The organism is Limnohabitans sp. MMS-10A-192 (assembly GCF_003063335.1).
In the GTDB taxonomy this organism is placed as follows: Bacteria; Pseudomonadota; Gammaproteobacteria; order Burkholderiales; family Burkholderiaceae_C; genus Limnohabitans_A.
In genome coordinates, this window is sequence record NZ_NERX01000004.1 from 402,596 (window position 1) to 416,226 (window position 13,631).

General features: G+C 64.9%; 8 protein-coding genes. 5 read left to right on the forward strand and 3 right to left on the reverse strand.

The genetic code is table 11. The annotated features are described in order from the left end of the window. On the reverse strand, window positions 1-678 hold the full coding sequence (locus B9Z43_RS11165; protein WP_233250015.1) for a flavin reductase family protein: 678 nt from the start codon (window positions 676-678) through the stop codon (window positions 1-3). 417 nt (window positions 679-1,095) lie between these two features. Here B9Z43_RS11165 and recC point away from each other — a divergent pair, with 417 nt between their 5' ends. From recC to recD, 3 genes are read left to right on the forward strand one after another with little or no spacing between them, the layout of a single operon-like run. Then, complete coding sequence (recC, locus tag B9Z43_RS11170) at window positions 1,096-4,653, forward strand: exodeoxyribonuclease V subunit gamma (protein WP_108325453.1); 3,558 nt, start codon at window positions 1,096-1,098, stop codon at window positions 4,651-4,653. Next, window positions 4,650-8,330: an exodeoxyribonuclease V subunit beta gene (gene recB, locus B9Z43_RS11175; RefSeq protein WP_108325456.1), complete on the forward strand. Its 3,681-nt coding sequence runs from the start codon at window positions 4,650-4,652 to the stop codon at window positions 8,328-8,330. The genes recC and recB overlap by 4 nt, the downstream gene beginning before the upstream one ends. Then, window positions 8,327-10,393 carry an exodeoxyribonuclease V subunit alpha gene (gene recD, locus B9Z43_RS11180; RefSeq protein WP_108325458.1) on the forward strand — a complete coding sequence of 689 codons (2,067 nt, stop codon included), beginning with the start codon at window positions 8,327-8,329 and terminating at the stop codon, window positions 10,391-10,393. The genes recB and recD overlap by 4 nt, the downstream gene beginning before the upstream one ends. A gap of 16 nt (window positions 10,394-10,409) precedes the next feature. On the opposite strand, the gene B9Z43_RS11185 is transcribed toward recD, so the two are convergent. After that, on the reverse strand, window positions 10,410-10,664 hold the full coding sequence (locus B9Z43_RS11185) for a hypothetical protein (RefSeq protein ID WP_146183910.1): 255 nt from the start codon (window positions 10,662-10,664) through the stop codon (window positions 10,410-10,412). 119 nt (window positions 10,665-10,783) lie between these two features. On the opposite strand from B9Z43_RS11185, the gene B9Z43_RS11190 reads away from it, so the two are divergent. Beyond that, a complete protein-coding gene (locus B9Z43_RS11190) occupies window positions 10,784-11,944 on the forward strand; it encodes a pyridoxal phosphate-dependent aminotransferase (RefSeq protein WP_108325462.1) in 1,161 nt (386 codons plus the stop codon). 15 nt (window positions 11,945-11,959) lie between these two features. Here B9Z43_RS11190 and B9Z43_RS11195 read toward each other — a convergent pair whose 3' ends face one another. After that, window positions 11,960-12,934: a tripartite tricarboxylate transporter substrate binding protein gene (locus B9Z43_RS11195; protein ID WP_108325465.1), complete on the reverse strand. Its 975-nt coding sequence runs from the start codon at window positions 12,932-12,934 to the stop codon at window positions 11,960-11,962. 373 nt (window positions 12,935-13,307) lie between these two features. Between B9Z43_RS11195 and rpsO the strand changes: the two genes are divergently transcribed. Further along, window positions 13,308-13,574, forward strand: coding sequence for a 30S ribosomal protein S15 (rpsO, locus tag B9Z43_RS11200; RefSeq protein WP_019428565.1), 267 nt, complete (start codon window positions 13,308-13,310; stop codon window positions 13,572-13,574). Window positions 13,575-13,631: the final 57 nt, after the last annotated feature.

Genomic DNA, 13,631 nt, shown 5'->3' on the forward strand with positions numbered 1-13,631 from the left:
TTACTTTTTGGGCAGCGTGCCCTGCCAGCTTTCGGGCCGGTAGAGCTTGAACAACTGCTCAGGCCCGATGGTGAAATAGTCCGCCGGCCCACCAGCGCGCAAAACGTGCTGGGCGTTGGCTGTGTCGTAAATGCCGTCCTTGAGCAATCGCTCATCGATGTGCACGCCCACCACCTGGCCAAAGATCATCCAGGTGTTGACCTTTTGGCCATCGATGCCTTCCATCTGCAGGATCTGGGTGCATTTGCACTCGAAGCTGACCGGGCTTTCGGCCACGCGGGGCACGCTGACGATGCGTGACGCTTGCGGGGTGAGGCCTGCCACATCGAACTCGCTGACCTCCGGCGGCACCGCATCGCAGGTCTTGTTCATCGCCTCGGTCAAGGGCCGCGTGACCAGGTTCCAGACAAACTCGCCGGTGGCCTCGATGTTGTTCAGCGTGTCCTTGCGACCAATGCTGGAAAAGCCAATCAGCGGCGGCACGTAGTTGAAAGCGCTGAAAAAACTGTAGGGCGCCAGATTGAGCCCCCCGCTGGCATTGCGGCTCGACACCCAACCGATCGGGCGCGGGCCGACGATGGCGTTGAAAGGATCGTGTTTCAGGCCGTGGCCCAGGCGGGGTTCGTAAAAATGCGTCATGCCTGCACTGTAGTGCGGGTTTCGGGCATGACCAGTCATGACGATGACAGCTGTTTCAGACCAAAGCCAACTGAGCCCGTGTCAGGCGATGCATTGGGGATTTGTCATCCCACAATGGATGCGTGATGCATTTGGTGTTTGTCATCCCGCACTGGATGCGGGATCCATTCTTCAGCCTCTATGGACCCCGGATCGAGTCCGGGGTGACAGTGGTCCACGGCGGCGCAGGGTTGGGCTGTTGCGTGGATGTGGTCCAACTTTCCCCACAGACCGTGCCCAAAGCTGTGGATAAGTCCATGAACAACTGCGCCAAGCCGCATCCTGCCTGGTGTGGCGCGTTGTGCTTAAAAAATGGGCAAAAAACGGGGCGCCCGTGGCTCGTGCCTTGAGCCCGGCGCGGGGCAAGATTGCGGCTATTCTTGTCGTATTCCCAGCCTGATCGCCTGACCCCTCCGCATGTCCGTTTCTGCCATTCCTTCGGGCTTCATTGCCCTGCACAGCCACCGCTCCGAGGTGTTGGCCGAAACCCTGTCGGGCTGGCTGTCGCGTCAGCCTTTGGGGCCGCTGGAGCCCGAGGTGGTGCTGGTGCAAAGCAATGGCATGGCCGAGTGGATTAAGATGGCGCTGGCCCAGCAGGGCGGCGTGTGCGCGGCCACGCGGGTGGAGCTGCCATCGCGCTTTTTGTGGCGCACCTACCGGCAGGTGCTGGGCGCGCAGAATGTGCCGCCCGACTCGCCGCTCGACAAACTGCCCATGACCTGGCGCTTGATGGCTTTGTTGCCCCAATGCATGGGCGATGCGGTGTTCCAGCCGGTGGCGGGGTTTTTGCGGGGCGATGAGCCCGACCGCTTACTGCAACTGGCCAGCCGCCTGGCCGACCTGTTTGACCAGTACCAAATTTACCGGCCTGACTGGCTTGACGACTGGGCCGCTGGCCGCGACGTGTTGCGCCAAGCCGCAGGGCAGGCGGACTTGCCCGCCGACCAGCTGTGGCAAGCCGCGCTGTGGCGCCGCGTGCTGGCCACGCTGAACGAGGCCGAACGCCAGGCCACGCGCCCGGCCTTGCATGTGCGGGCGCTGGCCCGCTTGCGCTCGGGCGAGGCGCTGGCCAGCCCGGTGGCGCGGCGCGTGTCGGTGTTTGGCATGAGCCACATGCCTGGCCAGCTGCTGGACATGCTGGCGGCGCTGGCCGCGCACAGCCAGGTGCTGCTGGCCGTGCCCAACCCCTGCCAGTACCACTGGGGCGACATCATGGACGGGCGCGAATGGCTGCGGGCTGAGCGCAGGCGTCATGGCTACAAAAAAGAATCGCTGTCCGAGACGCCCTTGGCGCAAATGCATTGGCATACGCCCGCCTTGCTGGCCGCCTGGGGCCGGCAAGGGCGCGACTTCATCCGCCAGCTCGATGCGTTCGACGATGTGCAGGCCGCGCAAGAAGCCGTGCCCGGCGTCAAGCTCGATTTGTTCGACGATGCGCCGGGGGCCGATGCCACGGGCTTGCTCACGCAATTGCAAAACCGCATCCGCGACCTGAAATCGGCACAAGACGCGGTGGATGCCCCGCTGCAAGCCGATGACCGCTCGGTGGTGTTTCAGGTGGCGCACAGCCCGGTGCGCGAGCTGGAAGTGCTGCACGACCAGTTGCTGCAATGGTTCCACCAGATGCCGGAGGTCTCGCCGCGCGACGTGGTGGTCATGGTGCCCGACATCGAGGTGATGGCCCCGGCGATCCGCGCCGTGTTTGGCCAATACAAGCGGGGCGATGCCCGCTTCATCCCCTTTGACATCGCCGACCTGGGCGCGCAAGCCAACAGCCCCTTGATCCACGCGGTGGAGTGGCTGCTGGCCCTGCCGCAGCAGCGTGGCCGCATGAGCGAGTTGGTGGAGCTGCTCGAAGTGCCCGCATTGGCGGCCCGCTTTGGCGTCAAGCCCGAACAATTGCCCACGCTCACCCGCTGGATGGCGGGCTCGGGCATCCGCTGGGGCTTGTCGGCCCAGCACCGCCAAGGCCTGGGCCTGGCCGCTTGTGGCGAAGACAACTCGGCCCTGTTTGGCGTGCAACGCATGTTGATGGGTTACGCCTGCGGAGCGGACCCGATGCCGCCAGCTGCTTCAGGCCCTGACCCGTACCCGGAAGTCGGTGGGCTTGACGCCGAGCTGGCCGGTGCGTTGGCGCATTTGCTGCAGGCGCTGATGGATTGGTGGCAGAGCAGTGCCACAGCGGCCAGCCCTGCGCAATGGGCCGAGCGCGGGCGGGCTTTGCTGGCGGCGCTGTTCAAGCCGCAGGACGACACCGACCGCAATGCCCTGTCGGCGCTGGACCAGGCCCTGAACGACTGGGGCAAGGCGGCTGAGCAGGCCGATTTTGCAGAGGCCGTGCCCTTGGCCGTGGCCCGCTCGGCCTGGCTGGAAGCGCTCAAGGTGCCCAAGCTGGAGCAACGCTTTCGCGCCGGAGGCGTGACCTTCTGCACGCTCATGCCCATGCGGGCGATCCCGTTTCAGATGGTGTGCCTGCTGGGCATGAACGACGGCGACTACCCGCGCCGTAGCCCGCTTGCCGATTTTGATTTGCTGGGCCTGCCCGGCATGGCCCGGCCCGGCGACCGCTCGCGCCGCGACGACGACCGCCAGCTCATGCTCGAAGCCCTGCTGTCGGCGCGGCGCGTGCTGTACGTCAGCTGGAGCGGCCGCAGCGTGCGCGACAACAGCGAACAACCGCCCTCGGTGCTGGTGTCGCAATTGCGCGACGAGATCGATGCGCTTTGGGGCCAGGGTCACGCCCAGCGCCTGACCACGGTGCACCCGCTGCAGCCCTTCAGCCGGGCTTATTTTGAAGAGGGCAGTGCGCTGCATACCTATGCCAAGGAGTGGCGGGCAGCGCAGACTGGATCGCCACGCTTCGCTCGCGATGACGAGAAAAAAGGCGCCCACGACGACGAAGCCTCCAAGCCGTCATCGCGAGGAGCGCACCGACGCGGCGATCCAGTCTTGTTGCCACCTCTGCAGTCCGCCACCGGCACTCCGGTCATCACGCTCACCCAGCTGGCGCGCTTTCTGCGCAAGCCTGTAGGCGCGTTTTTTCGAGAGCGTTTGCAAGTCCATCTGGACGACGAGCGCAGCGCGCTGCACGACGAAGAACTGTTTGGCCTGGGCGGGCTGGACCTGTACCAGCTGCTGGACCACGAGCTGGCGCATGTGCCCACCGACCTGAGCTTGGATGAGCTGCCCGCGCACGCGCAGCGCGTGGTGCAGCGCCTGCGCCAGGCCGGGGCCTTGCCCTTGGCCGGTGTGGGTGTGCTCGAAGCCCAAAAGCTCAGTCACCAGCTGCAAACCCTGCTGGGCGCCGCCTTGCAAGAGCGCCTGGCCTACCCCGAAGTGGCCGAGCGCCTCTTGGTCGATCTGCCGCAGGCGCAGGCCACACCGAACGATCCACCGAACGTGCATTTGCAAGACGCACTCAGCGGCCTCTTGTGGGGAGAGGGCGGGGCGCTTTCGCTCACCCTGCGTGCCAGCAAGCTGGCCAACTTGCTGCCCAAAACGCCACAGGCCTACCCCGACAAACTGATCGACATTTGGCTGCTTTCTTTGGCGGCTGCCGCCATGCACCAGCCCTTGCCTTGTGTGGTGGTGGGGCGTAACGCCGTGCTGCGCGTGCCCCCGCAAGACCCCGAGCAGGCCCGTGCCCAGTTGCAGGTTTTGCTGGACACCTGGGTCGAGGGCATGCGTTGGCCCTTGCCTTTGCCGCCCGGCTTGGCGCTGCAGTGGCTCAAAGACAAGGACAACCGCAACGCGCTGGCCGATGCTTATGAGGGCAGCGACTTCAAACGCGGCGCTCTGGGCGAAGACCCGGCGCTGGCACGCACCTACCCCACGCTGCAGTCCTTGCTGGACACTGGCGCGTTCGAGCGCCTGGCCGACGCGGTTTATGCGCCCTTGCAAGCCTGGGCCGCAGACATCGTGATCGAGCCCTTGCCCAATGCCGACAGTGGCGATGACGCCGAGGAGCAGGCATGAGCACCGCACACGCCCTGAATGCCAGCACCTTTCCGCTGCGCGGCAGCCATCTGATCGAGGCGAGCGCTGGCACCGGCAAGACCTGGACGATTGCCGCGCTGTATGTGCGCCTGGTGCTGGGCCACGGGACACAGGACACAGAAGGTGGCACCGCGCCCGTGCGCCCCATGCTGCCGCAAGATGTGCTGGTGATGACCTTCACCCGCGCCGCCACGCGGGAGCTGTCGGACCGCATCCGTGCGCGCCTGACCGAGGCCGCCCAGGTGTTCCGTGGTCTCTTGACTGTCGAAGATGATTTCCTGAACAGCCTGATGGCCGAATACCCCGAAGGCCCGAAGCGCGAACAAGCGGCTTACCGCCTGGCGCTGGCCGCGCAGGCCATGGACGATGCGGCCGTGTACACCATCGACGCCTGGTGCCAGCGCATGCTGCGCGAACACGCTTTTGACAGCGGCAACCTGTTTGAAGAAAACCTGGTCGGCGACGAAGCCGCGCTGCGCCTGGAAGCCGTGCAGGACTATTGGCGTCAACAGCTCTACCCCATGTCCACCACCGGCGTGGCACAGGTGCAAGGCATCTGGCGCGATGTGGCCGCCCTCGACAAGGACATGCGCGCCCTGATGGCCGTGCCCTTGGCCGATGCTGAACCCGGTACGCTGGCGCAGGTGTTCGGCGCGGCACAGGCCGAACGCGCTGCGCAACTGCAGGCGCTCAAGCAGGGCTGGGATGTCAAGGCCGACAACTTGCTGGGTTGGATCGAGGCGCAGCTGGCGCATCACAAGGCGAGCTGGGATGGCCGCAAGCTGAGCTATAAAAACTGTGCGGCATGGCTGGGCGTGCTCAAGGCCTGGGCGCAAAGCCCGGCCGATGCGCAAACCCTGCAAGCCGACATGAAAACCGGCTGGGAGCGCTTCACCCCCGATGGCTTGCTCGCTTGCCGCAAGCCCGGTGAAGACGCGGTGCAGCTGCCGCCAGAAAGCCAGGCCTATGCCGATTTGCAGGCCGCTTTGCTGGCCTTGCCAGACCCGACGCAGATCGCCCGTTTGCACGCCCGCCAGCATGTGCAGCAACGCATGGCCGAGCTCAAGCGCCGCGGCGGTCTGTTTGGCTTTGCCGACATGCTGCAGCGCCTGGATGTGGCGCTGGCCGATCCCGAGGCGGGGGAGCGCCTGGCCCAGCGCCTGCGCGAGCAGTTCCCGGTGGCGATGATCGACGAGTTCCAGGACACCTCGCCGCTGCAGTTCCGCTTGTTTGACCGCATTTACCGCACGGCCGAGAACCGGCCAGACACGGCGCTGCTCTTGATCGGTGACCCCAAGCAATCGATCTATGGTTTCCGAGGCGCAGACATCCAGAGCTACCTGGCCGCTCGCCGCGCCACGCAAGGCCGCCACCATGTGCTGGGCACCAACTTCCGGTCCACCCAAGCGGTGGTCGATGTGGTCAACCGCTGGTTCGAGATCCCGCCCGACGCCTTTGGTTACCGCCAGGGCGCAGACGACCCCTTGCCTTTCCAGAGCGTGGACGCCAAGGGCCGCGCCGAAGTGCTGACCAGCAGCACCGGCCCGATCCACGCCATGACCGTGGTGCACGATGACACACTGCGCAGCCAGCGCGATGCGCGCGCGCATTTGTCGGCCCTGTGTGCCGAGCAGATCGTGGCTTGGCTGAGCGATCCGCAGGCGCGCTTTGTCGATCCGCAAAAAGGCGACACCCCGCTCAAACCCAAAGACATCGCGGTGCTGGTGCGCACCGGTGTGGAGGCCGCGGCCGTGCGCGACGCGCTGCGTGCGCGTGGCGTGGCCTCGGTCTACCTGTCCGACCGCGACTCGGTGTTTGCCAGCGACGAAGCGCAAGACCTGTGCTTGTGGTTGCGCGGGGTGGCCGAGCCGCAAGACATGCGCCGCGTGCGTGCCGCCTTGGGCACACGCACCGTGGGCCTGAGCCTGGACGAGTTGCACGATCTGGCCACGCAAGACGAATTGCTGGACCAGCGTGCCGAGCAGATGCGCGAGCTGCACCAGACCTGGCAAAGCCAGGGCGTGCTGGCCATGCTGCGCCAGTCGCTGCATGTGCTGCAGCTGGCCGGGCGTTGGCGTGGCCAGCCCGATGGCGAGCGCCGCCTGACCAATGTGCTGCACCTGGCCGAGTTGCTGCAAGCGGCCAGCCAGCAGCTGGACGGTGAGCAAGCCCTGATCCGCTGGCTGGCCCAGCAGATCGACGAGGCGCTGGACGGCAGTGCCAGCGAGAACGAAGAGCAGACCGTGCGGCTGGAAAGCGATGAAGACCTGGTCAAAGTCATCACCATCCACAAGAGCAAGGGTCTGGAGTACCCCGTGGTCTGCCTGCCCTTTGCGCACAGCCACCGCGTGGTGACAGCCGACAAGGCCGCTGTGCTGCAAGTGAGCGATGCCCAAGGCGAGCGCCGCTGGACGCTGGCTTTTGACAAGACCGATGCCAAGGGCGCTGATCATGATCGTTTACGCGAAGACCTGCGCCTGTGGTACGTGGCCCTGACCCGTGCGCGGCATGCTTTGTGGCTGGGCTGGAGCGCGGTCAAACGCGGCAACGGTAAAACCTGTGTGAACCACGACAGCGCAGCGGGCCATTTGCTCAGCGGCGGCCAAGCGCTGGAGGCCAGCGACTGGGCCAGCCGGTGGCAGGCGTTGGAAACGAATGCGCAAGGTCAGCCCCTGTCGGTGCAGCTCGCGCTAGCTCCGCCAGAAGTGCCCTTGACCTGTTGGCAACGCACCGAACAACAGGCCGCCCTGCGCGATGCGCTGCACAGCACCGCCGTCATCGACAAGCGCTGGACCATTGCCAGCTTTTCGCGCTTGACGCGGGACTTGTCTTCGCAGCCGCTGGCGCACACCGGGCTGGACATGGCCACGCCGCGCCCGGCCGACGACGAACCTGCCGTGGACGCCCTGCTGTGGCCCAGCACGCCCGTTGCGCAGGCCTGGCATGGTTTTGCACGGGGCCCCAGTGCGGGCAATTTCTTACACGACCAGCTCGAATGGTTGGCCGCCGAAAACTTCGCCTTGCAGCCCGGCACGCCCTTGGCGGAGCGGCTGCTCAAACGCTGCGAACGCGCAGGCTATGCAGCGCAGGCCCCCGAGGTGCTGCAGTGGCTCAGCCGTGTGGTGGCCCAGCCGCTGCGTGGGCCCGAGACTGCATTGAATGCGCTGGGCACCTTGTTGCCCGAGATGGAATTTTGGTTGCCTGCCGAGCGCTTGCACGCGCAGGAAATCGACGCGCTGTGCCAGCAGCATTTGCTGCCCGGTGTGAGCCGTCCGCAGCTGCCCGATGCGCAATTGCACGGCATGTTGATGGGCTTTGCCGATCTGGTGTTCGAGCACGAGGGGCGCTACTGGGTGCTGGACTACAAATCCAACCACCTGGGCACTCATGATGCGGCCTACACCGCGCAAGCGCTGGACCAGGCCATGGCGCACCACCGCTACGAGGTGCAGGCGGCGCTGTACATGCTGGCGCTGCACCGCTTGCTGCGTGCCCGTTTGGGCCAGGCCTATGACCCGGCGCAGCAATTGGGCGGCGCGGTGTATTTGTTTTTGCGTGGCATCGACGGGCCGGCAGGAGGCTGCTGCACCTTGCCCGCGCCGGTGGCTTTGCTCGATGCGCTGGACGCCATGTTGACCCCCAAGGAGGTCGCATGAACGTGCGCAAAAACCCCCGCGCCCTGGTGGTGCCTGCGGCCCAGATGGATTGGCTGCAGGACCTGCCTGCACAAACCCTGAGTGCTGCGCAGGCTTTGCAGTGGCTGCACCACTGGGCCGACCAAGGCTTGCTGCGCCGCCTGGACAGTGCCTTGGCCGAGCAATTGCACCGGCTGGACCCGCAAGCCCCAGCGGCGGTGCTGGTGGCCGCTGCCGTGCTGGCGCAGATGGAAGGGCGAGGCCACACCTGTTTGTCGGTGGCGGCCTTGAGCGATGCGCCGCTGGACCTGTTGGGCTGGCCTGCGCTGTGGGCCGATGGCCTGATGGGGCTCAAGGCCTTGTGGGCGCAATTGCCCGCCGATGTGAGCGCCTGGCGTGCGCAATTGCAGGCCGCCTGCCTGCGCGCACCCGGTGCCCCCGATGCGGGGCAGCCCCTGGTGCTGGGCGGCACGGCCGATGCACCGCTTTTGTACCTGCGCCGCTATGCCGCTTACGAGCAGCGGGTGGGGCAGGGCCTGCTGCACCGCGCCTGCGAACCCCTGCCGGTGGCCGAGGTCCCTGCGCGGGCCTGGTTGGACCGCTTTTTTGCACCGCGCGATGTTGCACCGGCCGATGTAACAGCGGTCGAGATCGATTGGCAAAAAATGGCCTGCGCTGTGGCCTTGCGTGCCCGCTTGTCGGTGATCACCGGCGGGCCGGGCACGGGCAAGACCTACACCGCAGCCCGCTTGCTGGCTTTGTTGCTGGCGTTGCACGACACGGTCAGCCCCTTGCGCGTGGCGCTGGCCGCGCCCACCGGCAAAGCCGCCGCGCGTTTGAAGCAATCCATCGACAAAGCACTGCAGGACATGACGGTGCCCGCCGATGCGGGGCTGGACCTCAAAGCGCTGGTCGAGCGCATGGGGCCTGCGCGCACCTTGCATTCGCTGTTGGGTGCGCGGCCCGATTCGCGCCAGTTCCGCCACCATGCGGCCCAGCCGCTCGATGTGGACGTGCTCATCGTGGACGAAGCCTCGATGGTGCACCTGGAAATGATGGACGCTTTGCTGCAAGCCTTGCCGCCGCATGCGCGCTTGGTGCTGCTGGGCGACAAGGACCAGCTGGCCTCGGTCGAGGCCGGTGCGGTGCTGGGCGATTTGTGCCGCGACGCGGCGCAAGGCCACTACAGCACCGACACGGCCCAGTTTGTGCAGACTGTGGCCGGGCAGGCGCTGGGTGCGGCGTATCTGGCCGCTGGCTCGTCAGCGCCGCCTTTGGCCCAGCAAACCGTGATGCTGCGCGAAAGCCGCCGTTTTGGCGGCCCGATTGGCCAGCTCGCTTTGGCCGTCAACCGGGGTGATGCGGCCGCTGCAAGCCAGGTGCTGCAAGGCGCTGATGCTGGCGCAGGCACGCAGCCTTTGTGTGCGCAGCAGGCGTTGAGTCCTTTGGCCGTGAGCGATCTGGCGCGGGGCTTGAGCGGCAAGCCCTCTTATGCCGATTACCTGGCCTGCATGGCCCGTGGCCCTGGCGAGGGCGCGCACGAAGTCTGGGTGCAAGCGGTCTTGCAGGCCTTTGACCGCTTTCGTCTGCTGTGCGCCGTGCGTCAGGGCGAGTGGGGCACCGAGGGCTTGAATGCATCGGTGCAAAAAGCGCTGGCCGATCAAGGATGGCTCAAGCCCCAAGGTGAATGGTTTGCCGGTCGCCCGGTCATGGTCACGCGCAACGACACCCAGCTGGGTGTGTTCAACGGCGATGTGGGCGTGGTCCTGCCCAACCCCCAAGGACAGCTCAAGGCCTGGTTCCTCGATGGCGATCAGCTGCGCTCGGTCAGCGTGACGCGGCTGGCGCATGTGGAAACGGCTTTTGCCATGACGGTGCACAAAAGCCAGGGCTCGGAGTTTTTGCACACCGCACTGGTGTTGCCGCCTGGCGGCGCAGAAGTGCTCTCGCGCGAGCTGGTCTACACCGGCATCACCCGCGCCCGCGAACAGTTCACCCTGATCGAAGCCCAGGCCGGGCTGCTCGAAGCGGCCATTGCACGGCCCAGCGTGCGGGTTAGCGGCTTGCGGCAGTGGTGGACCTGATCACCCGCAGGCCAGCTCAGTTGGCGTAGCCTTCGCAGGCACCCGCATTGGGCCGCCCCCGACATTCGCGCAACAAGCGTTTGTCGCGTTGGGCGCTGTTCTCTGAACCGCTTCTGTCGTGGGGCATTTTGGGTGCTTTGACTTTTTTGGGCTTGGTGATTTTTTCCGTCCCACTGGTGGCTGTGAAGTCCTTAGCGGCCAGTGGCATCACACTCAGGCACAGGCTCAATCCGAGGCTGCCCACACATGCCGATACCCAACGTTTGCGCATGTTTTCCTCCCTGTTTTTTGTGCTGTCCATGATAGTCAAGCGGTTCAATTTCGCAAGCGCTTGGTGATGGACAGGGCGCAAGACGTTAGGATCACTGCATGAGTCATTCAACATCTTTCATGCGCCAGACCGTGCTCGATCTGGAAGAGTCCCGCATCCGCGAAGTGGCCAACGCGGGCATGGGCCGCCCCGATGTGCTGGCCTTCTGGTTTGGCGAGTCCGACGAAGTCACGCCCGATGTGGTGCGCCAAGCCGCCATCGATTCCATGCAAAAGGGCGAGACGTTCTATTCCCACAACCTGGGCCTGCCCGAGCTGCGCCAGGCCGTGTCGGATTACATGTCGGCCTTGCATGGCCCCATAAGCACCGCCCGCATCGCCATCACCTCAGGCGGGGTGAATGCCCTGATGCTGGCCGCTCAAGCCCTGATCGACGCCGGTGACGAAGTCGTCGCCATCACCCCCGTGTGGCCCAACTTGACGGCACAAGCCCTGGTGATGGGCGCCGATTTGAAATGCGTGGCCCTGCGCCCGGTGAACGGCCAATGGCAGCTCGACATGGCCGCGCTCAAAGCCGCCATCACGCCCGCCACCCGCATGCTCATCGTCAACTCGCCCAACAACCCCACGGGTTGGACGCTCAGCCGCGCCGAGCAAGCCGAGATCCTGGCGCACTGCCGCGCCACCGGCACCTGGGTGTTGGCCGACGAGGTGTACGAGCGCCTGTATTACGAAGCAGACACGGCCAACGGCTGCGCGCCTTCATTTTTGGATGTGGCCGAGCCCGACGACCGCCTGGTCGTGGTGCACAGTTTTTCCAAAAGCTTCTTGATGACCGGCTGGCGCTTGGGTTGGCTGGTCATGCCCGAGGCGATGACACACCACATGGGTAAGCTGATCGAGTTCAACACCTCGTGTGCCTCGGTCTTCACCCAACGGGCCGGTGTGGTGGCTTTGCAAAACACCGCCGACATCACGCCCCGCGTGGTGGCTCACCTGAAAGCTTGCCGCGACACGCTGGTGCCGCTGTTGCAGGCCGTGCCTGGCGTTCAGCTGGCCCCGGCCAAAGGCGGCATGTACGCGTTTTTCAAACTCGAAGGCCATCTCGATTCGGTCGCCACCGCCAAACGGCTGGTGGCCGAAGCTGGCTTGGGTCTGGGCCCCGGCGAAGCCTTCGCCCCCGAGGCCGCAGGCTGGCTGCGCTGGTGCTTTGCGTCGAAAGACCTGAGCCGGCTGGCACAGGGGGTGGAGCGGCTCAAGGCCTGGCTGGCTGCCGCTTGAGCCTCAGGGCCGGGGTCATTCCGCCTTGGCGCCGGACTCTTTGACCACCTTAGCCCATTTGGTGATTTCCACCGCCTGGTATCGGGCCAGTTCTTCGGGGGTGGACAGCACGGGATCCAGGCCCAGGGTTTTCAGGCGATCTTGAACTTCAGGCAGGCGGAACACGCGCACGACTTCAGCATTAAGTTTGTCGATGACCGGCTTGGGCACGTTGGCCGGAGCGAACATGGCGAACCAGGTGGTGGCTTCGAAGCCGGGCACAAATTCAGCCATGGTGGGCACATCGGGGGCGGCGGGGGATCGTTTGGCGGTGGTTTGCGCCAGAGCGCGGATTTTGCCTTCGCGGGCCATGGGCAGGGCCGAGGGCATGTTGTCGAACATGAGCTGGATGCTGCCGCCCACCAGGTCGGGGATGGCAAATTGGCGGCCTTTGTAGGGCACATGCGTCATGCTGGTGCCGGTCATGGACTTGAACAATTCACCCGAGACGTGCACCGAGGTGCCGGTGCCAGGCGAGCCAAACGACAATTTGTTGGGGTTGGCCTTCATGTAGGCAATCAGCTCGGGCACGCTTTTGACGGGCAGGTCGTTGTTGACCACCAGCAGGTTGGGGGCCGAGGCGACGAGCGAGATGGGGGAAAAGTTCTTCACCATGTCGTAGGGCATCTTGTCGTACAGCGCCCCGTTGATCGAGTGCGTGCCCACGGTGCCCATGACCAGGGTGTAGCCGTCGCCTGGTGATTTGGCCACGATGTCGGCCCCGATGTTGCCGCCCGCGCCGGGTTTGTTGTCGATGACGACCGGCTGGCCCAGCTGGGCTTTTTCGCTGAAGAGCCGGGCCAAAATGTCGGGCGCGCCGCCTGCAGGGAAGGTGACCACCAGCCGAATGGGCTTGGCGGGGTAGGTCTGGGCCATGGCGCTGGGGCCGTGCAAGACTGATAAACCGATCAGCAGGGCGCTGGACAAAGTTTGAGTGAAAGACAATTTCATGCAAATGGCTCCTTTGCCTTCACTTTAGGGATTTGTCTTGTGAACTTGCAGGGTGAAAACCCTTTGAATGCCATTTTCGGGTGCAGCTTGTCATGCCGGGCTTGACCCGGCATCCAGTGCAGCTGCATGGACCCCGGATCAAGTCCGGGGTGACAAGGGGGCGGGCGTGATAAGGGGGGTGATAAGGGGGGTGATAAGGGGGGTGCGGTCCGGGGAGACTGGTGCAGGATCAAGTCCAGGGTGAGCGATTACGGGCTATAATCCGCCTGTTTTGCGATTTGCAAAGCGCACGCCAATAGCTTTTCCGGCCGTTGGCGCAAGTCATTAACCCGCTGAAATTCCTCAAGAATCCGGCGAAAAACAAGGAAATACCATGATTGCATCTTCAATCAAGGCCGAGGTCGTCAAGGCCAACGCACGTGCTGCCAACGACACTGGGTCCCCAGAAGTCCAAGTGGCTTTGCTCACAGCCCGTATCAACGAGCTCACACCTCACTTCAAAACACACGCCAAAGACCATCACGGTCGCCGCGGTCTGCTGCGCATGGTGAGCCGTCGCCGCAAACTGTTGGATTACCTCAAGTCCCGTGATGCTGACCGTTACGTTGCGCTGATCGCCAAGCTTGGCCTGCGTAAGTAATCGTCTCTCCAGATGAAAAGCGCCTGAGTTAGTTCACTAGCTCAGGCGCTTTATTCT

What these genes read in the sequence shown, in the direction of transcription:
- B9Z43_RS11165 (WP_233250015.1), bottom strand. Translation starts at nt 678, where the DNA reads ATGACTGGTCATGCCCGAAACCCGCACTACAGTGCAGGCATGACGCAT.
- recC (WP_108325453.1), top strand. Translation starts at nt 1,096, where the DNA reads ATGTCCGTTTCTGCCATTCCTTCGGGCTTCATTGCCCTGCACAGCCAC.
- recB (WP_108325456.1), top strand. Translation starts at nt 4,650, where the DNA reads ATGAGCACCGCACACGCCCTGAATGCCAGCACCTTTCCGCTGCGCGGC.
- recD (WP_108325458.1), top strand. Translation starts at nt 8,327, where the DNA reads ATGAACGTGCGCAAAAACCCCCGCGCCCTGGTGGTGCCTGCGGCCCAG.
- B9Z43_RS11185 (WP_146183910.1), bottom strand. Translation starts at nt 10,664, where the DNA reads ATGCGCAAACGTTGGGTATCGGCATGTGTGGGCAGCCTCGGATTGAGC.
- B9Z43_RS11190 (WP_108325462.1), top strand. Translation starts at nt 10,784, where the DNA reads ATGCGCCAGACCGTGCTCGATCTGGAAGAGTCCCGCATCCGCGAAGTG.
- B9Z43_RS11195 (WP_108325465.1), bottom strand. Translation starts at nt 12,934, where the DNA reads ATGAAATTGTCTTTCACTCAAACTTTGTCCAGCGCCCTGCTGATCGGT.
- rpsO (WP_019428565.1), top strand. Translation starts at nt 13,308, where the DNA reads ATGATTGCATCTTCAATCAAGGCCGAGGTCGTCAAGGCCAACGCACGT.